This is a genomic window from Lacticigenium naphthae DSM 19658 (genome assembly GCF_000425865.1).
Lineage (GTDB): Bacteria > Bacillota > Bacilli > Lactobacillales > Carnobacteriaceae_A > Lacticigenium > Lacticigenium naphthae.
On sequence record NZ_AUEG01000004.1, the window covers coordinates 34,511 to 53,904 of the forward strand.

The window sequence follows — 19,394 nt, forward strand, 5'->3', positions numbered from 1 at the left end:
AAACAACTTCTTTAGGGAAGGTCGTTTGTTCTTTTTTTCTCTTCAGTTAACTGTTCTAGAGCTTTCCTTAATCCCTGACGAGCTAAGTTATCGGCCCCCTGGTTTTCTTTTTCTGGAATCCATTCTGTTACCACAACGGGAAAGTGTTCCATTAAAGTGGTGATTTTCTCGAGGGAATTTGAAAAGGTGCTCCTTTTTGCATAGCGTTTGTTGATGGAATCTGCGGCGATTTTACTGTCTGTGTACAAAAACAGCAGCTGATCCGTGTAGTGCTTTTCAACCAGCAAGGTCAGCGCTTCGATTATGGCTAAAAATTCAGCCTCGTGATTGGTGGCGGCTATGGGGAGTGTGCGTGCGTGCTGCTCATGAAACTCACCCTCGCCGGATAGCACGATCCCGATCCCAACAACAGGTAAATCTTGTTTGACGGCCGCATCTGTATATACTTTTAACAAACAACTACCTCCTATTTTTTTTAGCCGGTTTGACGAGGAAATGGTTTGAACCATAAGCACGTGTCCTTTCGTATAAAATAGCAGGAAAAAGCAACAGCTGAGCAGCATTTTAATAAACAGCGGATTTTCTAACTGATTTTCGATCAGCTAAAAAAAAGGAGAAGTTCGAAACGACCGTTTCAAAGAACTCCTTTTTGAATCTTTAATTTTCTACAACGGTCACATTTGTTGCTTGGGGTCCTCGGTTACCTTCTACGATTTCAAATTGAACGGATTGTCCTTCATTTAACGTTTTAAATCCTTCCATATCGATTCCAGTAAAATGTACAAATACATCTTCATCTTGGCCGTATTGAATAAAACCATAGCCTTTATCGTTACTAAACCACTTCACAGTTCCATTTGTCATTGTGAATCCCCCCAAATCCTATTGCAATCTCTTGCTAAACTGAACAAGAATTGCTAGTCTCATTATATTGAAGATAGATGAAACAGTCAATGGAAATTAAACCGTTTTCATGAAACTAAACCAAAGAGGGTGAGCAGCAATGCAATCGATCATTACAGAAGAGATGAAAATCCGAGCGCTAGCGCTCGTTCAAGACTATGCTGTTGAAGGCTTTATGAAGGGCCAAGGTTCTCTCCGACCAAAATGTGTATTTGTGGGCGAAGCTCCGGGAGAGACAGAAGTCGTTTCCGGTAAGCCATTTTCAGGGCGTGCAGGGAAAAAATTCGATGCCAATCTAGAACGGATCGGCTTGACGCGTGAAAATATTTTTGTAACCAGTGTGTTTCGTAGCCGTCCGTTTAAAGTAGTCAATAAAATGGACAGAAAAACGAATGAAATAGTGGAGAAAAGACCCAATCGCAAGCCTGTACAAAAAGAAATCGATGCGCATGCCTGGTTATTAGACGAGGAATTGAAACGATTGGATCCTTCTTTAGTGATCGTAATGGGGAACGTGGCATTGAAAAGAGTATTGGGGGATGGCTACTCACTAAAGGAAGCGCGCGGGAAAATTTTCAAAGAAAAGATTTTGATTTGGAATAATGGAAACTTACCGAAGTATATCCGGAGTGAGAAAGAATATTCTCTTTTGGTGACCTATCATCCGGCAGCTGTTTTGTATAATCCGTCACTAAATGAAGAAATTAAAGGGGATTTCCAACGAATCAGCGAATATTTGACCAAAAATATGGTAAACTAGGAACAATTGAATTTATGAAAAGGACTGATTGGAACAGATGATAGAATTAAAAGTAACGGACTTGACCCTCTCTTATGGAGACAAAGAATTATTTCAATCGATATCGTTTTCTATTAAAGAAAAAGAACGGATCGGTTTGATCGGTGTCAACGGAACAGGGAAAACAAGTTTATTGAATGTGCTGACAGACAACTTAGCGAAAGATTCTGGGACAATTACAAAGCCAAACAATTACCGTATGGGTTATTTAAAACAACATCCAGATTTTGATTTGGATCAGACAGTTCTGGATGCAGTCTTTTCAGGGGACAATCCATTAATGAATACGGTGAAAGAATACGAAGTTGCTTTAGAAAATTTAATGCTGCAGGCAGAAGATACGAAAGCACAAGATCGTTTTTCAAAAGCTGAACAGCAAATGAATGCTCAGGATGCCTGGCTTGCCAGTACGACAGCCACAACGATTTTAACAAAATTGGGTATCACAGATATGAATCAACGCGCCAACCAATTATCTGGGGGTCAACTGAAGCGGGTTTCTTTAGCACGCGTGCTGATATCCTCACCAGATTTATTGATCTTAGATGAACCGACCAACCACCTTGACTTTGACATGATCAATTGGCTAGAAGACTATTTAGCCAACTATAGAGGGTCTTTATTGCTTGTGACACATGATCGGTATTTCTTGGATCACGTAGTCAATCAAATCATGGAATTATCGAATGGTTCGCTGTACCAATATCCAGGTAACTATCATGAGTTCATTCGTTTGAAAGCTGAAAGAGAAGAAACAGAGGCGTTGATGCAACACAAAAAAACGCAACTTTTTAAAAAGGAACTGGCTTGGATGCGTACGGGTGCCAAAGCCCGGACAACAAAACAACAAGCGCGAATCAATCGCTTTGGAGACTTGAAAGAAGAAGTTTCCCAAGACTCCGGTCAAGGCGATATGGATCTTTCAATCAAAGGCTCCCGTTTGGGAACGAAAGTATTGGAATTGGAAAATGCTTCGTATCGGATAGAAGACAATCAAATACTAGATGAGTTTAATTTATTGATACAAAATAACGATCGAATCGGTATCACGGGAGAAAATGGTTCAGGGAAAACAACTTTCTTGAATATATTAGCTGGGCGAGTACCGCTTGATTCGGGCATATTGATCGTTGGCGAAACGGTTAAAATTGCTTATTATACCCAACAGAATGAGGAACTAGACCCAAATAAACGGGTCATTAACTACCTACAAGAAGTGGCAGAAGAAGTAGTCAATGCCGAAGGTGAAAAAATTAGTGTGACACAGTTGTTAGAACAATTCCTATTTAATCGTTCTTCCCATGGAACAATGATCGGCAAATTGTCTGGTGGAGAAAAACGCCGGTTGTATTTGTTGAAACTGCTCATGCAACAACCCAACGTATTGCTGCTGGATGAACCAACCAACGATTTAGATGTTCAAACATTAACCGTTCTGGAAGATTACATCGAACAATTTACAGGAGCTGTTCTAGCTGTTTCCCATGATCGGTATTTCTTAGATAAAACCGCCGATAAATTATTGGTTTTTAAAGGCAACGGGAAAATTGATACGTATTATGGAAAATTGACACGTTTCTTGGAAGAAGAAAAAGAGAAACAAGCTGAAAAAAAATCACCTGCAAAAAAAAGCACGCAATCTAAAGCTATCGAGCCGGCTCCCCCACAACAGGATGAGAAAAAGAAATTATCCTATATGGAGAAAAAAGAGTGGGAAACCATTGAAATGAATATAGCTGAATTGGAGAAGAGTTTAGAAAAAAACAAGGAAGAAATGGCTTTAGCTGGAAGTAATTATGAAAAAATTGCCGATTTAGAAAGTGAAGGAAAAAACATCGAAGAAAAACTAGAGGAAAAAATGGAAAGATGGGAATATTTAAGTCAATTTGCGGAATAAAAAGGAGCGAGGGGAATGGAAGAACACTATTTAAACTTAGCACGACACATTCTAGAAAACGGAACATACAAAGAGGATCGGACGAATACCGGGACGAAAAGTGTGTTTGGATACCAAATGCGGTTTGATTTACAAAAGGGATTTCCATTACTCACGACCAAACAAGTAGCTTTTCGCTTGATCAAAAGCGAATTGCTTTGGTTTTTGCATGGCGATACGAATATTCGCTATTTATTACAAAATAAAAATCATATTTGGGATGAATGGGCTTTTGAACGGTATGTCAAAAGCGATGCATACAAAGGCCCCGATATGACTGATTTTGGTAATCGAGCTCAACAAGATGCTGATTTCAACAAAGTATATAAAGAAGAAAAGAAAAAATTCACTACACAGATAGTAGAAGATGAAGCATTTGCAGAAGCGTTTGGGACTTTAGGAAATGTGTATGGTGCTCAATGGCGCGCCTGGAAAACGTCTCAAGGTGAAACCATTGATCAACTAAAAAATGTCATCGAAAACATAAAAAAGAATCCTCATTCTCGTCGGCATATTGTCACTGCATGGAATCCAGAAGATATTCCACACATGGCCTTGCCTCCTTGTCACATGATGTTTCAGTTTTATGTTGCGGATGGGAAACTGAGCTGTCAATTGTATCAGCGGAGTGCCGATGTCTTTTTAGGTGTTCCTTTCAACATTGCCAGCTATGCGTTATTAACACATTTGATTGCACATGAAGTAGGGTTGGAAGTCGGTGAATTTGTGCATACTCTAGGAGATGCCCATATTTATTCGAATCATTTCGAGGCAATCCAAACACAATTAGAGAGAGAACCTAAACCGCTACCTAATTTGAAACTGAATACAGAGAAGAAAAGCATTTTTGATTTTGAAATGGAAGATATTGAAGTTGTAGATTACAATCACCACCCAAGAATCAAAGCACCGATAGCTGTGTGATGGTTTCGCTATACAACCAATTGAAAGGAACGTTGCTATGATAACATTTGTATATGCGGAAGATGAAAATGGAGTGATCGGTCAAGATGGAAGTATTCCTTGGCATTTGCCTTCTGATATGAAGTTTTTTAAAAAAGTCACCTTAACAGGGAATGTAGTTATGGGGAGAAAGACATATGAAAGTATTCCAAATCCTCCTCTTGCCAAAAGAGAAAATATTATCCTAACACGTAATCTGTCTGCTGATTATCCTGGAGCTGAAGTCATGCATTCAAGAGAAGAAGTGATCGCTTACGCAAATAAAAATGAAAAAGAGACCCATGTGATCGGCGGAGCTGACATCTTCAGGTTATTCCGGGATGATGTCGACAAATTGTACCGCACAGTTATTCACCATTCATTTGCTGGAGACACGTATATGCCTAAGATCAATTATGATGAGTGGGATCTGGTGAAAAAAAGTGAGGGCGTAGTTGATGAAAAGAATCGCTATCCCCATACTTTTTATATTTACGAAAGAAAACAAAAATAAATGTATTTTTGTTTAAAATACAATAAAAAAGGACATGGTTGCACTTGACAACTATGTCTTTTTTGTTGCTATTTTTTACTGGTTTCCTGCGTATGGTTGATCACCTGCTCTAAAATACTGAATACATGCTCGTCATCTAAACTATAAAAAATCGACTTTCCATTTCTTCTTGATTTTACTAGTTTATATTTTTTTAATGTGTTGAGTTGATGAGAGATTGCTGATTGTTCCATATTTAAAGAAGTAGCAATTTCACCAACATTGTGTTCTTTTTTCTTTAATAAAAAGAGAATAGAAATTCTGGTTGGATCACTGATCACTTTGAAAAATTTACTGACACATTGGATGGTTTCGTTATCTGCAGTCACAATTTCTGTATCATTCATTTGGTGTCCTTCCTTTCTGATAAATGAACAACTAATCATATATAACAATAACATTTTTCGTTGAAATTACAATAAATGTTAGACAATTTTAGTGTAACATCTTGACAAAACAGGAGTGAACGATTAAAGTTGAGTTGTCATACATATGAATGAAACAACATATGTAAAACGGAATCAATCCGTTTTACCTTTAACTAAGGAAGGTGTTCGTTTATGGAGAATAGTCACGAAGGAAGAAAACAGAGTCAGGAAAAAAATCATGAGGAGAGTCACGAACATGACCATAATCATGGGAAAGGACCGATCGTTTTTTATTTAATAGGTTTATCACTCTATATTGGTGCATTGTTTTTAAGTAATGAAAATGTGTTTTTGACAAACCTATTATTTTTGACTGCATTAATTTTAGCTGGATATCACGTCATTCTTAATGAAGGTATTGCAGAGACGATCGAAAATACTAAAAGAGCAAAGAAGTTCATTCCCAATTCACATATATTAATGGGACTGGCTGCGATAGGGGCCTCATTATTAGGCGAGTTTAATGAAGGAGCACTATTGATCCTCATTTTTTCGGGTGCTCATTTTCTTGAAGATTATGCTGAAGGAAGGAGTAAAAGCGAGATATCTAGCCTATTAAAAATGAATCCGACAACAGCTCGACGCTTAACTTCTGATGGAAACACAGAGGTGGTCGATGTAAAGGAACTTGAAATCGGTGATCATCTCAAAGTCTTAAATGGAGATCAAGTTCCAATCGATGGCATCATTCTATCTGGAAGCACTTCAATAGATGAATCGTCTATTAGCGGAGAAAGTATACCGAAAGAGAAAACAAAGGATGATGAAGTCTTTGCCAGCACGATCAATGGTGCGGGTACTTTTACAATGGAAGTCACAAAGACGACTAAAAATACGGTGTTTTCTAAAATACTCGAATTAGTAAATCAAAATCAGAATAATCGAACAAAAGCTGCCAGTATTATACAAACATTCGAACCAAAATATGTGAATGTAGTTCTGCTATTGGTTTTACTTGTCATATTATTAGGGCCTATCTTGTTGGATTGGACATGGGGTCAAAGTATTTATAGAGGCCTCGTACTTTTAGTCGCGGCTTCTCCATGTGCTCTAGCTGCGGCTACTGTTTCAGTCACTTTATCAACAACGTCTAACCTAGCTAAAAAAGGGGTGCTTTCAAAAGGAAGTTCTTATTTATCAAATTTAGCTAAGATCAAGGCAATTGCTTTTGATAAAACAGGTACGCTCACCCATGGGAAACCAGAAGTAACGAATCATTATTTTTCTGACTCTGTGAATGAAGATGATCTGATCGATATAATCGTGTCTCTTGAAAAGAAAGCAAATCATCCGTTAGCAGATGCTATTTTAAGAAAATTCGAAGCTAAACAATTGCTTGAAATCGAAGTGACAAACCAGATCGGAAAAGGTCTTACTGGTATGTATGAAGGGAAAAATTATCGTATAGGAAAACCGACTTCTTTTGAGACGGTTTCGGCTGAATACAGTAAATTGAATACCGACTGGGCTACCCAAGGAAAGACTGTAGTCTATGTAGCTGAAGAAGAAAAAGTGATCGGTATTTTAGCTCTGATGGATACTCCGAGTGAACATGCGAAAACAACTATCGATTACTTTAAAAAACAAGGAGTCCATACCACTTTGATTACGGGTGATTCTAAAATGACAGGAGAGGCAGTGGCTAGAGAATTAGGAATAGACGAAGTCATCGCCAATGTCTTACCGGAAGATAAATCGGTAATCATAAATAAACAAAAAGAAAAATATGGCATGATCGCAATGGTTGGAGATGGAGTGAATGATGCACCGGCACTCGTTAGTGCAGATGTTGGAATTGCTATGGGAGATGGTACCGATGTAGCTGTGGAAGTATCCGATTTGGTTATCATGCAGAATAATTTGTCCAAATTGGTCCAAGCCCACATTATTTCAACTCAAATGAATCGTGTTACTTGGCAAAATATCCTATTTTCGATGGCAGTTGTTGTCTTTCTAGTGACGATCAGCCTATTAGGATTAACTGATATTTCATTGAGTGTGATCCTTCACGAGGGAAGTACCCTAGTAGTTATTTTAAACGGTCTGCGCTTGTTGAAGTATGGGAAATCAGCCTAAGATATACATTTGGATGGCTGGAGCAATTTTTTAGGAACGATTGGATACGATTTTGTTTAGAAACTGCGTGGGTTGAACAGTATACGGACAAAATTTCTGAAGATAAGTATTGTATCTTCAGAAGTCAGCGCACAAATCCACTAAACTTCTGAAGAAAACTAGCTTCTCTTTCCTTAAAAAGGTAGAAACGATTCAACACGAGTGGACAAAGAATCCAATAGAAAAGCGGCGCTGATAAGAACTCATCAGGGCCGCTTTTTTATTGATTTATCTAGTTATGTGATCAGGTATATAAATAGATTGAAAAGAACATGCAGATGGTTCCCAGCAATACGAATAGATGCCAAACGACATGCATGTAATGAACATGCTTCATTTTATAAAAAATTGCCCCGACACTAAAAGAAAGTCCGCCGAAGATCAACCAGAGAAATCCTTGAAGACCGAGTCCTCTGTACAATGAATTCAAAAAGAATACGGCTACCCAACCCATACCGATATAGATCCAGAGAGACAAACCTTTGAACTTATCAAACCAAATCGATTTGTACAAGACACCAAAAATAGCAATCATCCAAATAAAAATAGTCAACAACCAGCCTAATGTTCCCTGGATGACCAATAAAGTATAAGGAGTGTAGGTGCCAGCAATTAAAAGGAAAATACTACTGTGGTCTATCCGTTGGAAAACTTTTTTTGCTTTAGTAAATGTGAAACTATGATAGAGTGTGGAAGCTGTATAAAGCAATATCAGTGAGCCACCATAAATACTGTAAGAAACGATTTGAAGAGTTTGTCCCGTTTCTAAACTTTTCATCAGTAACAAGACTAAAGCGGTAATACTCATGATTGCTCCAATACCATGCGTGACTGCGTTTAAGATTTCGTTACGGATCAGATATTTTCTGTCAAGTTGATTTGTTGATTCCAACTAACTCACTCCTTTAATGTATTAAATTTATTTCTGCCTAATTATGTACGAAGAGGGTATCTTTTTGATATAATAGCACAAGGTCAAAAGACAGTAAATTTATTTCTCTTATTTGTAGAGAATTTTTATATAAACGAACAAGGTTTAGTTTAAAAGGACAGTTTCTATTGATTACTGCACAAGCCTACTTATAGTGTAACACATTTTTGAAGAAATTGGGAAAGGAGAGAGAGCAATGCGTTCAATAAAGTCGGCGTTTATAGCTTCTTTGGTAGTGACTTTCTCTGCGGTATTTATTTTTTTCTTATTGAGCCTGCTCCCTCTAAGTAATAATAGTAATGAGGCAAAAGAAAAGACACAGGATAGTCAAATGTATCGTCGTATGAATCTGAACTTCGTAGCAATTGGTGATTCTTTGACGCAAGGTACAGGAGACGGCACATATCGTGGTGGGTATATCCCGATAGTGGCCAGTCGTTTAGAAGAATCTGGAAATATTGAAAAAGTCTACACAAGTAATTTCGGTAAAAAGGGCGATGAATTACAGGATCTGCTCGAAAAGAAACAGACTCAAGAAGAAATGCAGACAAAAATCACACAAGCAGATATTGTTTCTGTTACAATCGGTGGAAATGATTTAGTAGCTGCTTTTCGAAAGAGCAATTTAAAGGGGACTGAAGCAGAATATGCGGAAGTCATCAAGAAATTTTCAAGAAATTTAGAACAGTTGATCGTCGAATTAAAGGTAATGAATGAGGATGCACAATTGTATGTTTATGGACTATACAATCCGTATTATTTTTATTTTTCAGATATTCAACCGATGCAGAATATCGTGAACTCCTGGAATGAGGAAACAGCTAGAGTGATCGAGGAACATGAACAAGTGACATTTGTCCCCATTGATAATTTGATCAATGGCGTGGAATTGCCTACAGACTCCACAGAAGAGGAATTCGTCCATCCCTACTTGTATACGGAAGACTTGTTTCATCCAAATGAGCATGGGTATCAATTAATGGCGGATGCTTTATATGAAGCCATTATTGCAAATAACCCAGAGTTCATTGAAACAGAATAAAAGAGGAAGTGTCAACGTGGAAAGAAGTAAACAGAAAAAAACAGTGTGGAAATGGGCGTTTCTTATCCTTTTAGGATTGAATATAGGTGCAGTCGTTTGGTTTGTCCTACAACTTTCACCGACTGAAACAACCCCTGTGGCTACTGATCCTGTTACCAGTGCAGAAGGAGAAATAATTCGTCTTCAAGTTGCGACTGGAAAGGGTGAAGTTGAAGATATTGTGAACCAGTATATTCAAAATAATCAGGAGAATGCGGATGTCGCTTATGAATTTTCTTTGGAAGAAGCCGCAAAACTCAATGGAGAGGTTGAAATTTTAGGATTTACAGTTCCCTTTTCTCTGGAAATGGATCCTTATGTTTTAGAAAATGGGAATCTACAGCTTCGAACAACAGATTTAAGTGTGGGTCGTTTGAATGTACCTATTTCGTTTGCGATGACCCAAATCGGAAAACATTTGCCCCTGCCTGATTGGGTGGAAATGAACAGTGAATTGAAGATCATCGTGGTCCATTTGGATCAAGTGTCATTCTCTGATGGCATCCAATTATCTATTGAACGCATTGATTTGGAACGGGATACTATTGAAGTGAATGTCTTCATGCCAAAAGAAGTCATTCAATAAAGGAGAGGTATAATAATGGAAACAGCTATTTTTGCCGGTGGATGTTTTTGGTGCATGGTGGCGCCTTTTGATGAATTGCCTGGAATCAGCACGGTTCGTTCAGGCTATACAGGCGGACACATTGAAAATCCGACTTATGAACAAGTGAAAAGTCAAGAGTCTGGGCATACGGAAGCAATAAAAATTACTTTTGATCCAGCAATCATTTCTTATGCAGAGCTAGTCCAAATCTATTGGCAGCAAACGGATCCAACTGATGCGATGGGACAATTTCAGGATCGGGGAGATAGTTATCGTCCGATCATCTTTGTCAAAGATACCGAACAACGAATAATCGCTGAGGCCTCGAAAAAAACCTTGCAATCATCTGGATTGTATAAGAAACCGATCGTGACTCAAATTGAACACGTTGTTCCTTTTTATGATGCAGAAGAAGAACACCAAGATTTTCACAAGAAAGATAGGCTACGCTACAAACAAGAAAAAAAAGAACGGGATCGATGGGTCTTAGAAAAAGGAGAAAAGACCACATGACACAATCGTTTTATCACTATTTAATGACAGAAAGAGACCCACATAAAAGGGATGAAGTGACTCAATTTGCCAATGCTGCTTTTGATGATGGCTCCTTTCCAAAACAATCGATGGATCACGAGGAAATTAGTCGCTATTTAGAATTAAACGGTCATTACTTACAGAGTATGCGAACTTTTGACAAAGCCTGGGAAATCTACTTGGAAAAGTGTTAAACTATAATAGATAAAATATTTTAAGGAGGAATTTATTAGATGAGTACACATATTAATGCGAAAAAAGGGGAAATTGCAGAAACAATTTTACTTCCTGGAGATCCTTTGCGTGCTAAATACATTGCAGAAACTTTTTTGGAAGATGTATCACAATACAATACAGTGAGAAATATGTTTGGGTACACAGGAACCTATAAAGGAGAACGTATTTCTGTCCAAGGAACAGGTATGGGAATTCCATCGTTAATGATTTATGTGGAGGAACTGATCCAAGAGTATGGCGTGGAAAATTTCATGCGCGTAGGTTCAGCTGGCGGAATGAAAGAAGACATTAAAATCAGAGACGTTGTCTTAGCACAAGGTGCAACAACAGATTCAAGTATTCACCGTCATATCTTTAATAACCAAGTTGACTTCGCGCCTTTAGCTGATTTTGATATGTTGCGTCATGCTTATGAAATCGGAGTCAGTAAAAACATGAACATCCGTGTAGGAAACGTATTGAGTGCGGATCGCTTTTATAATGCAGAGTTAGATAAAAGTAAATTAGCCGAATACGGTATCTTGGCTGTTGAAATGGAAGCTGCCGGTTTATACTCTCTTGCAGCGAAATACAACAAAAAAGCCTTAGCACTGTTAACGATCAGTGATCACTTGGTTACAGGGGAAGAAACAACAGCTGAAGAGAGACAGACATCCTTTAACGATATGATGGTAATCGCTCTAGAAACAGCTCTTAAAATGAAATAAGCGAATAGAAAAGAGGGAGAAAAGATGAATCGATCACCGAATGAACAATCGAAAGGGATTCGCACAAGCGTGTATATTGTCTCCCTCATAATTGTAGCGGTTTTATCTGTTGTGTTGACTATTTGGTTCACAACTGGACGAAATACTTCTCCTGCTGGCCCTACAAGTCAAGAAACCGGAACAGAAGAAAGTCGTTCGTTGGATTTTGCTTCCATTGATGAAGCATACGGCATTTTGAAAGAAAACTATTTTCAGGAAATCGATGATGCCGTGCTGATTGAAGGAGCCATTACGGGGATGGCCGAATCTTTGGAGGATCCCTATACGGAATACATCGACACTGACGAAGAAGCAATGCTTGATGAAAGCATCTCTGGCTCATTCGAAGGAATAGGCGCCGAAGTGATGAAAGAAGGCGAATTTGTAAAAATCGTCTCGCCGATTCCGGATTCTCCGGCTGAAGCAGCAGGTCTGTTGCCAAATGATTTAATTTTAGAAGTAGATGGTGAATCTGTTTCCGGATTGAGTTTAAACGAAGCTGTTGCATTAATACGCGGGGAAAAAGGGTCTGAAGTTTCCCTACTTATCCAGCGAGGCGAAAATGAGTTTGAAGTAACTGTTGTCAGAGACTCCATCCCTGTTGAGACTATACTCTATTCAATGGATGAGGAAAATGATGAAATCGGCTATATCCAAATCACAAATTTTTCGATGCCGACATATGATGAATTAGTCCAGGCAGTTGAAAGTCTGAGAGCTGACGGAGCAAAAGAATTTATTTTTGATGTCCGTGGCAATCCAGGTGGCTTACTCTCTACAGCATTGGAATTATCCAATATATTCGTTGAAGAAGGAGATATTCTTGTTCAGGAACAGATTGGGACTAAAGAACCATTTGAATATACAGCCACAGAAGAAGTATATGGTGATTTTAAAGTAACCGAACCGGCTGTCCTTTTAATAGATGGAGGGAGCGCGAGTGCTTCTGAAATCTTAGCTGGAGCTATGAATGAGTCTGCGGATATTCCGTTGATCGGTACGACTACTTTTGGAAAAGGAACTATTCAAAATATTAAGGAATTGTCCAGTACTGGAGAAATCAAAATGACTATTGGTAAGTGGTTGACCCCGTCGGGTACGTGGGTTCACGAAAAAGGAATCAAACCGACAATTGAAGTGGAAAAACCGGAATACGTGAACTTTCTTCTAATTGACAGCACGCAAACTTATCAATTGAATGACATGTCTGATGAAATTAAAAATCTTGAAGGGATACTAGCTGCATTGGATTATGATCCGGGCACAGTTGATGGGTATTTTGATGAAACGACCAAAGAGGCCATTCAAGCATTCCAAAGTGAGAATGAAATCGAAGCAACGGGTATCGTCACCGGTAATACCGCAACAACGCTAGTGGATGCATTGAGATCTTTAATCGAAGAAAATGATGTCCAGTACGACGAAGCGAAAAAACAACTGGAATCCAACTGACACATTTAGGCCATTTCAATGGTCCAATGTAAAAGAAACAGACTTTGTCGCTTGAAACGGAGTGGCAAAGTCTTTTATAATGTATGTAGCACATACTTTTCATGAAAGAAGTCGATGAGATAAATATGAAGCAGTGGAAACGTAAACGAGAGTGGGCAAGAGCCTATTTTGTTCTGTTTTTGGCTAGTTTTATCTTTTTACGTTTGTTTATTTTTGTCCCCATCACTATCCAGGGGGATTCGATGCTTCCTACTTTACAGTCAGGAGATGTGACACTCGTTAATCGGTTAGCAAAAATACAGCGATTTGATACGATCGTCTTTAATGATGGTGATTCTCAACCTGTAGTCAAACGAGTGATCGGATTACCGGGGGATCGATTGCATTATCAAAATGATCAACTTTTTATTAACGAGCGAAAAATAAATGAATTTTATTTTAATACATTTACACAAGAAGAAGCCAGTGGATTACGAACCTCAGATTTCTCGCTTCAGGAAATATTGCCTGAAGGAGAAGTACCGAGCAATGAATATTTTGTTTTAGGTGATAATCGCAGATTCAGCTATGATAGCCGCTTTTATGGAACAATTTCAAGTGAAGCCATTATTGGAGAAGTTCAAGTGATTTTTTATCCCTTTGATCGCTTTACAAGTGATTTTTAAAGAAGAAAGTAGTGAGAACTATGTCAAAAAAAACAGAAACTCAAAATAGAACATTTTTACAAGAATTACTCAATACCGTTCTCTATATCCTCTTTTTGTTTCTTCTGTTTTTTGGAATTCGGTATTTCTTGTTTGCTCCGGTCAGTGTAGATGGTGCTTCTATGGAACCTACGCTCCATCACGAGGATCGTTTGATTTTGAACAAAGTGAGTTCTATTGAACGATTTGATATTGTAGTGTTCCCCGCTCCGGATGATTTGGAACATCAATACATCAAACGGGTGATCGGTGTTCCAGGAGACGAAATCGTCTTTGATAGCAATACACTACTCGTCAATGGAGAAGAGATCCCTGAAACATACCTTCAGAATGATGAAAAGATATACGAGGACTGGAATGATTCGCTGTATTTTGATTTAGAAATGCTGACAGGTGCTACAACTGTTCCCGATGAAAGTTACTTTGTTATGGGGGATAATCGGAATAATTCGAAAGATAGCCGTTCATTCGGATTCGTTTCCCAAGATGCGATCATTGGGGAAACCCAATGGCGCTTCTGGCCGTTGGATAAATTTGGAAATGTTTTAAATAATTAAGCGAGTAAGAAAAGAGCGAACAACTGAAAGAGCGGTTGGCTCTTTTCTTCTTTACAGAGAGAAAGTAGGGCAAGAAACATGTCAATACAATGGTATCCAGGGCATATGGCCAAAGCGCGAAGAGAATTTCAAGAAAAATTAAAATTAGTGGATATCGTGTTCGAGTTACTCGATGCACGGATCCCTTATTCAAGTAGGAACCCGGATTTAGATAAACTGATCAATCAAAAACCACGTGTGGTCATTTTAACCAAAAGAGATTTGGCAGATCCTAAAGTTACAGCGCAATGGATTCGTCATTACGAAAAACAAGGAGTCGCAGCTATTGCAATCGATGCTCAAGAGGGCAAAGGAATTAAAGATGTCATCATTCTTGCTAAAAAAGTTTTAGAGCCGAAAATGGCTAAAATAAGAGCAAAAGGGATGAAACCACGTGCGATCCGTGCAGTGGCTGTAGGGATTCCAAACGTTGGGAAATCGACTTTATTGAATCGCTTTGCACACAAGAATATTGCTCGGACAGGAAATAAACCTGGGGTAACTAAAGCACAACAATGGATCAAATACGGCAAAGAATTAGAATTACTGGATACACCAGGTATTTTATGGCCTAAATTTGAAGATGAAGTGGTCGGAAAGAACTTGGCTTTGACCGGTGCGATCAAAGATACCTTGCTCCGGCTAGATGATATTGCATTATATGGAATGGAAATGCTGGTTCAGCATTACCCTGGAGCAATCAGTCGCCGCTATGATTTTGATCAAGCTGAGGAAACAGAACTTTCACTACCCGATTTATTGATCAAAATTTCTGATAAAAGAGGTTTTCTTGGAAACCATGAAAGAGCTGCGGAAATGTTTTTATTTGAATTGCGACGAGGTACACTCGGGCGGTTTAGTTTTGATTTTGTAGATGATGAGTTGGATGCGGATGACTAGTTACAAAATAAAAGAGATCCCTTCTTTGTTAGCTTCTGTTTCAAGTAAAGAAGATCCTTTATATAAAGAACTACTTGAGGATCCGCGCAAAGGGGTCCAAAAGGCGTTGATCAGTTGGGAGAAAAAACAACTGAAAGAAGCTCAACTAAAGCAGCTTTGGATCACTATGAACAAATACGAGGAGTATTATCGCAAACAAGGCGTAACCTATATTGCGGGCATAGACGAAGTGGGACGGGGACCGTTAGCTGGTCCGGTAGTCGCAGCAGCAGTGATTTTACCTGCAGATTTCACATTGCCCGGCTTAAATGATTCAAAGAAGTTATCAAAAGAAAAACGAGAAAATTTTTATAAAGAAATTTATGCTAAAGCTCTAGCAGTAGGTGTGGGCGAAATCACACCCGAACGAATCGATCAGATAAATATCTATGAAGCATCCAAACAAGCCATGCTTCAAGCTGTAAATCAACTGGCGGTTCAGCCTGAGCATTTATTGATCGATGCCATGCAATTGGCAGTGCCAATACCTCAAACAAAAATCATTAAAGGGGATGCCAAGAGCGTATCGATTGCGGCTGCAAGCGTCATTGCAAAAGTTACACGTGACCGGATGATGGAAATATATGATCTGGAATATCCAGGATATGGGTTTGCTACAAATGCCGGGTATGGTACCAAAGAACATTTGAACCAACTTCAAACGGCCGGTGTGACCCCTATTCATCGAAAAAGTTTTCAACCAGTTAAAGATTTGATCTACTAAACAATAACACTCTCTTTTTGCGTACTTAATGTGCAAAGGAGAGTGTTTATGTTTTTTTCTACCGTAGATTCCCTGTGTTTTTTCCTGTCTCATCAAGAGGGTATAAGCAATCAACTCAAATTGACACTGCTGGATGTCTATTTAGAGTATCAGCCAACGACTGTTTCTGCATTTATCCGTCAAGCACACCTGCCCTGCGCAATGAAGCAGAAACTGGTGCGAGCCATTGAACAATTTGATGGTGCGGACGAGGAGTTCAAATTGCTTCAAAAAGGTGTCCGATGGATATCTCTTTTTCATCCGCTGTATCCAACAGCATTGCGTAATAGTTACGATCCACCGGTGGGTTTGTTTTTCAAAGGAAAGGAAGCCTACTTGCTGGGAAAGAAATTGACCATTGTTGGAACCCGTCACCCTTCCTCATACGGAATAAAAGTAGTGGAACAGTGCATACCTGCTATTGTCTGCCGTGATTGGGTGTCTGTGAGTGGATTAGCTACTGGGATCGAACTCACAGTTCAAACAGAAGTTATACGTCAGAATGGCAAAGCAATCGCTGTTTTAGGATGCGGTCTGGATGTGTGCTATCCTAAGGAACATCTTTCGGTGCAACGGAATATGTTGGAAGAACAATTGGTCCTTTCGGAATATCCCTTGGGTTCTCCACCGCGAAAAGAACATTTTCCGATGCGGAACCGGATACTGGCGAGTCTCTCCTTCGGGACCATGGTGGTCGAAGCAAAAGAACGATCCAGCTGTCTGCATATAGCCGCTTTCGCTTTAGAAGAAGGCAGAGAAATATTTGCTGTCCCCGGAAGTGTTTTTTCACGCACATCGGTAGGTACAAATCAATTAATTAAGCAGGGAGCAAAATTGATTCAAACAACCGAAGATGTCTTTGCTGAGTTGACTTAGAATGAAAAAACAATGAAAAATCAGGCTCTTTTTTGGAGCTTGACCGAATTAAATAACATTCATTAGTTGACAAAGCGCCTATTTGTGACATAAGATGAAAAGCGATTATTGAATACGACAAGACAATCAGGTTTAAAACCCTACGGACGAAGGGAGAATTCCATGGCATATAAATATTTGGTGATAGTTGAATCACCTGCAAAAGCAAAAACGATTGAAAAATATCTTGGAAGAAATTATAAAGTGGTGGCCAGTTTGGGTCATATTCGTGATTTACCAAAAAGTCGGATGGGGATTCATTTCGATGAAAACTATGCACCCGATTATATCACCATTCGTGGGAAAGGTCCTTTGATCAAGGATTTAAAGAAGCATGCTAAAAAAGCGGAAAAAGTTTTCCTCGCAGCTGACCCGGATAGAGAAGGGGAAGCTATTGCATGGCATTTGAGCCATCTATTAAAATTAGATGGAGAAGAAAAGAATCGTGTCGTCTTTAATGAAATTACAAAAGAGGCTGTAAAGAATGCCTTTAAAGAACCGAGAGATTTAAATAAAGATCTAATTGATTCTCAACAAGCCCGACGTATTTTAGATCGCATAGTGGGGTACAGTATCAGCCCGATTTTGTGGAAAAAAGTAAAAAAAGGGTTGAGTGCCGGACGTGTACAATCGGTTGCGTTGAAATTAGTTGTCGATCGGGAAAATGAAATCAAAGCATTCGTTCCAAAAGAGTACTGGTCCATCGAAGGAAAGTTCAAAAAAGAGAAAAAGACATTTGATGCCTCTTTTTATGGAATCGACAAGAAGAAAAAAGCATTGAAAACGAATGAAGAAGTCCAAGAAATCTTAAGCACATTGGATTCTGACAACTGGACCGTTGAGTCTGTCATAAAAAAAGAACGGAAGCGAAATGCTTCCTTACCGTTTACAACAAGTAGTATGCAACAGGAAGCAGCACGGAAATTGAATTTCAGAACCCGGAAGACCATGCAAGTTGCTCAACAACTGTATGAAGGGATCACCTTGGGCAAAAGTGGAACAAACGGATTGATCACGTATATGCGTACGGATTCCACTCGTATTTCTGATACAGCTAAGTTTGAAGCTGCCGAATTGATCACGAATGATTATGGCAAGGAGTATTCAGCTGTGAAACCGCGTCAAGGAAAGAATAGTGAAACAGCACAAGATGCCCATGAAGCTATTCGTCCAACAAGTGCGCTAAGAAAACCAAGCGAAATCAAAAGTTACCTCTCAAAAGATCAGTACAAACTGTACAATTTGATCTGGTCACGTTTTATCGCTAGTCAAATGACTCCAGCTGTTTATGATACGGTACGCGTAGATATTATTCAAAATGGCGTGAAATTTAGAGCGAATGGTTCGACCATCAAGTTTGCCGGGTATCAAAAAGTGTATGTTGAAGGCAGCGATGATGACAAGAAGGAGAAAGACAATCTGTTACCAGAGATGTCTGAAGGCGACACAGTCACCTCAGTTGACTTGAAACCAAACCAGCATTTCACACAACCGCCTGCTCGTTTCAGTGAAGCTACCTTGATCAAAACACTGGAAGAAAAAGGTGTTGGCAGACCGTCTACGTACGCGCCGACTCTTGAAACGATCCAAAGGCGTTATTATGTATCCTTAAAAAACAAACGGTTTGAGCCGACTGAACTGGGTACGATCGTCAATGGTATCATCGTTGAATTCTTCCCGAATATTGTGGATGTAAACTTTACCGCTGAGATGGAAAAAGATTTAGATGCGGTCGAGGAAGGGAAGAAAGAATGGGTCGAAGTCATCGATCAGTTCTACAAACCTTTTGAAAAAGAAGTAGAGAACGCAGAAAAAAATATTGAAAAAATTGAGATCAAAGATGAACCTGCTGGCTTTGATTGTGATAAATGCGGTAGCCCGATGGTCATTAAAATTGGACGTTACGGTAAATTTTATGCCTGCAGCAATTTCCCTGAGTGTCGAAATACCCAAGCGATCGTCAAAGAAATTGGCGTGAAGTGTCCGACATGTGGTGAGGGAGAAGTTGTTGAGAGAAAATCGAAGAAAAATCGGTTGTTCTATGGCTGTAGTCGTTACCCCGATTGTGATTTCATCTCTTGGAACAAACCAGTAGGGAGAAACTGTCCCAAGTGCGATCATTACTTGGTTGAAAAGAAATCAAAAAAATCCAGTCAAGTGGTCTGTGAAAATTGTGACTACGAAGAAGAAATTCAAAAATAAAACATAAAATC

The 19,394-nt window shown here is 39.1% G+C and carries 21 protein-coding genes; 17 read left to right on the forward strand and 4 right to left on the reverse strand.

The features are described 5' to 3' along the window. Positions 1-11: 11 nt before the first annotated feature. Both H626_RS0105200 and H626_RS0105205 read right to left on the reverse strand, forming a co-directional pair. Positions 12-455, reverse strand: a complete 444-nt coding sequence (locus H626_RS0105200) for a ribonuclease HI family protein (RefSeq protein WP_027108399.1) — start codon at positions 453-455, stop codon at positions 12-14. Positions 456-657: 202 nt separating this feature from the next. Next, on the reverse strand, positions 658-864 hold the full coding sequence (locus tag H626_RS0105205) for a cold-shock protein (protein ID WP_027108400.1): 207 nt from the start codon (positions 862-864) through the stop codon (positions 658-660). Between the two features lie 139 nt (positions 865-1,003). Between H626_RS0105205 and H626_RS0105210 the strand changes: the two genes are divergently transcribed. The 4 genes from H626_RS0105210 to H626_RS0105225 are packed head-to-tail and all read left to right on the forward strand — an operon-like array spanning position 1,004 to position 5,094. Beyond that, positions 1,004-1,663 (forward strand): uracil-DNA glycosylase, encoded by a 660-nt coding sequence (locus tag H626_RS0105210; RefSeq protein ID WP_027108401.1) that lies wholly within the window; start codon positions 1,004-1,006, stop codon positions 1,661-1,663. Between the two features lie 37 nt (positions 1,664-1,700). Continuing rightward, the gene (locus H626_RS0105215) at positions 1,701-3,599 is read left to right on the forward strand and encodes an ABC-F family ATP-binding cassette domain-containing protein (RefSeq protein ID WP_027108402.1); all 1,899 of its coding nucleotides are present in this window, start codon (positions 1,701-1,703) and stop codon (positions 3,597-3,599) included. A 15-nt stretch (positions 3,600-3,614) separates the two neighbouring features. Further along, positions 3,615-4,562: a thymidylate synthase gene (locus H626_RS0105220; RefSeq protein WP_027108403.1), complete on the forward strand. Its 948-nt coding sequence runs from the start codon at positions 3,615-3,617 to the stop codon at positions 4,560-4,562. A gap of 37 nt (positions 4,563-4,599) precedes the next feature. Then, positions 4,600-5,094: a dihydrofolate reductase gene (locus H626_RS0105225; protein WP_027108404.1), complete on the forward strand. Its 495-nt coding sequence runs from the start codon at positions 4,600-4,602 to the stop codon at positions 5,092-5,094. A 68-nt stretch (positions 5,095-5,162) separates the two neighbouring features. Here H626_RS0105225 and H626_RS0105230 read toward each other — a convergent pair whose 3' ends face one another. After that, entirely contained in the window at positions 5,163-5,480 is a 318-nt protein-coding gene (locus H626_RS0105230) for an ArsR/SmtB family transcription factor (protein WP_035618703.1), read from the reverse strand. Between the two features lie 213 nt (positions 5,481-5,693). On the opposite strand from H626_RS0105230, the gene H626_RS0105235 reads away from it, so the two are divergent. After that, positions 5,694-7,637, forward strand: a complete 1,944-nt coding sequence (locus H626_RS0105235) for a heavy metal translocating P-type ATPase (protein ID WP_027108406.1) — start codon at positions 5,694-5,696, stop codon at positions 7,635-7,637. A 283-nt stretch (positions 7,638-7,920) separates the two neighbouring features. Here H626_RS0105235 and trhA read toward each other — a convergent pair whose 3' ends face one another. Then, positions 7,921-8,568 (reverse strand): PAQR family membrane homeostasis protein TrhA, encoded by a 648-nt coding sequence (gene trhA, locus H626_RS0105240; RefSeq protein ID WP_027108407.1) that lies wholly within the window; start codon positions 8,566-8,568, stop codon positions 7,921-7,923. 235 nt (positions 8,569-8,803) lie between these two features. Between trhA and H626_RS0105245 the strand changes: the two genes are divergently transcribed. From H626_RS0105245 to topA, 12 genes are all read left to right on the forward strand, one after another. Continuing rightward, the gene (locus H626_RS0105245; RefSeq protein ID WP_027108408.1) at positions 8,804-9,649 is read left to right on the forward strand and encodes an SGNH/GDSL hydrolase family protein; all 846 of its coding nucleotides are present in this window, start codon (positions 8,804-8,806) and stop codon (positions 9,647-9,649) included. A 16-nt stretch (positions 9,650-9,665) separates the two neighbouring features. Next, entirely contained in the window at positions 9,666-10,274 is a 609-nt protein-coding gene (locus H626_RS0105250) for a YpmS family protein (protein WP_027108409.1), read from the forward strand. A gap of 9 nt (positions 10,275-10,283) precedes the next feature. Beyond that, on the forward strand, positions 10,284-10,808 hold the full coding sequence (msrA, locus tag H626_RS0105255) for a peptide-methionine (S)-S-oxide reductase MsrA (RefSeq protein ID WP_156883245.1): 525 nt from the start codon (positions 10,284-10,286) through the stop codon (positions 10,806-10,808). Continuing rightward, complete coding sequence (locus H626_RS0105260; RefSeq protein ID WP_027108411.1) at positions 10,805-11,023, forward strand: YozE family protein; 219 nt, start codon at positions 10,805-10,807, stop codon at positions 11,021-11,023. Before msrA ends, H626_RS0105260 begins: the two co-directional genes overlap by 4 nt. A 39-nt stretch (positions 11,024-11,062) precedes the next feature. Next, entirely contained in the window at positions 11,063-11,773 is a 711-nt protein-coding gene (deoD, locus tag H626_RS0105265) for a purine-nucleoside phosphorylase (RefSeq protein ID WP_027108412.1), read from the forward strand. A 24-nt stretch (positions 11,774-11,797) separates the two neighbouring features. Beyond that, complete coding sequence (locus tag H626_RS0105270; protein WP_027108413.1) at positions 11,798-13,264, forward strand: S41 family peptidase; 1,467 nt, start codon at positions 11,798-11,800, stop codon at positions 13,262-13,264. Between the two features lie 125 nt (positions 13,265-13,389). Next, positions 13,390-13,929 carry a signal peptidase I gene (gene lepB, locus H626_RS0105275; protein ID WP_027108414.1) on the forward strand — a complete coding sequence of 180 codons (540 nt, stop codon included), beginning with the start codon at positions 13,390-13,392 and terminating at the stop codon, positions 13,927-13,929. 20 nt (positions 13,930-13,949) lie between these two features. Next, positions 13,950-14,525, forward strand: a complete 576-nt coding sequence (gene lepB, locus H626_RS0105280; protein WP_051237848.1) for a signal peptidase I — start codon at positions 13,950-13,952, stop codon at positions 14,523-14,525. Between the two features lie 78 nt (positions 14,526-14,603). After that, positions 14,604-15,464 (forward strand): ribosome biogenesis GTPase YlqF, encoded by an 861-nt coding sequence (ylqF, locus tag H626_RS0105285; protein ID WP_027108416.1) that lies wholly within the window; start codon positions 14,604-14,606, stop codon positions 15,462-15,464. Beyond that, positions 15,457-16,227: a ribonuclease HII gene (locus H626_RS0105290; RefSeq protein WP_027108417.1), complete on the forward strand. Its 771-nt coding sequence runs from the start codon at positions 15,457-15,459 to the stop codon at positions 16,225-16,227. The genes ylqF and H626_RS0105290 overlap by 8 nt, the downstream gene beginning before the upstream one ends. A gap of 48 nt (positions 16,228-16,275) precedes the next feature. Then, positions 16,276-17,142 carry a DNA-processing protein DprA gene (dprA, locus tag H626_RS0105295; RefSeq protein WP_027108418.1) on the forward strand — a complete coding sequence of 289 codons (867 nt, stop codon included), beginning with the start codon at positions 16,276-16,278 and terminating at the stop codon, positions 17,140-17,142. 162 nt (positions 17,143-17,304) lie between these two features. Continuing rightward, positions 17,305-19,383, forward strand: coding sequence for a type I DNA topoisomerase (topA, locus tag H626_RS0105300; protein WP_027108419.1), 2,079 nt, complete (start codon positions 17,305-17,307; stop codon positions 19,381-19,383). Positions 19,384-19,394 lie beyond the last annotated feature (11 nt).

Excerpts from the sequence above, each read along its gene's own strand:
- lepB (WP_027108414.1), top strand. The coding sequence starts at position 13,390 with ATGAAGCAGTGGAAACGTAAACGAGAGTGGGCAAGAGCCTATTTTGTT.
- H626_RS0105205 (WP_027108400.1), bottom strand. The coding sequence starts at position 864 with ATGACAAATGGAACTGTGAAGTGGTTTAGTAACGATAAAGGCTATGGT.
- H626_RS0105230 (WP_035618703.1), bottom strand. The coding sequence starts at position 5,480 with ATGAATGATACAGAAATTGTGACTGCAGATAACGAAACCATCCAATGT.
- H626_RS0105245 (WP_027108408.1), top strand. The coding sequence starts at position 8,804 with ATGCGTTCAATAAAGTCGGCGTTTATAGCTTCTTTGGTAGTGACTTTC.
- H626_RS0105210 (WP_027108401.1), top strand. The coding sequence starts at position 1,004 with ATGCAATCGATCATTACAGAAGAGATGAAAATCCGAGCGCTAGCGCTC.
- H626_RS0105290 (WP_027108417.1), top strand. The coding sequence starts at position 15,457 with ATGACTAGTTACAAAATAAAAGAGATCCCTTCTTTGTTAGCTTCTGTT.
- topA (WP_027108419.1), top strand. The coding sequence starts at position 17,305 with ATGGCATATAAATATTTGGTGATAGTTGAATCACCTGCAAAAGCAAAA.
- ylqF (WP_027108416.1), top strand. The coding sequence starts at position 14,604 with ATGTCAATACAATGGTATCCAGGGCATATGGCCAAAGCGCGAAGAGAA.
- dprA (WP_027108418.1), top strand. The coding sequence starts at position 16,276 with ATGTTTTTTTCTACCGTAGATTCCCTGTGTTTTTTCCTGTCTCATCAA.
- H626_RS0105270 (WP_027108413.1), top strand. The coding sequence starts at position 11,798 with ATGAATCGATCACCGAATGAACAATCGAAAGGGATTCGCACAAGCGTG.
- H626_RS0105235 (WP_027108406.1), top strand. The coding sequence starts at position 5,694 with ATGGAGAATAGTCACGAAGGAAGAAAACAGAGTCAGGAAAAAAATCAT.
- H626_RS0105220 (WP_027108403.1), top strand. The coding sequence starts at position 3,615 with ATGGAAGAACACTATTTAAACTTAGCACGACACATTCTAGAAAACGGA.
- H626_RS0105215 (WP_027108402.1), top strand. The coding sequence starts at position 1,701 with ATGATAGAATTAAAAGTAACGGACTTGACCCTCTCTTATGGAGACAAA.
- deoD (WP_027108412.1), top strand. The coding sequence starts at position 11,063 with ATGAGTACACATATTAATGCGAAAAAAGGGGAAATTGCAGAAACAATT.
- H626_RS0105225 (WP_027108404.1), top strand. The coding sequence starts at position 4,600 with ATGATAACATTTGTATATGCGGAAGATGAAAATGGAGTGATCGGTCAA.
- lepB (WP_051237848.1), top strand. The coding sequence starts at position 13,950 with ATGTCAAAAAAAACAGAAACTCAAAATAGAACATTTTTACAAGAATTA.
- H626_RS0105260 (WP_027108411.1), top strand. The coding sequence starts at position 10,805 with ATGACACAATCGTTTTATCACTATTTAATGACAGAAAGAGACCCACAT.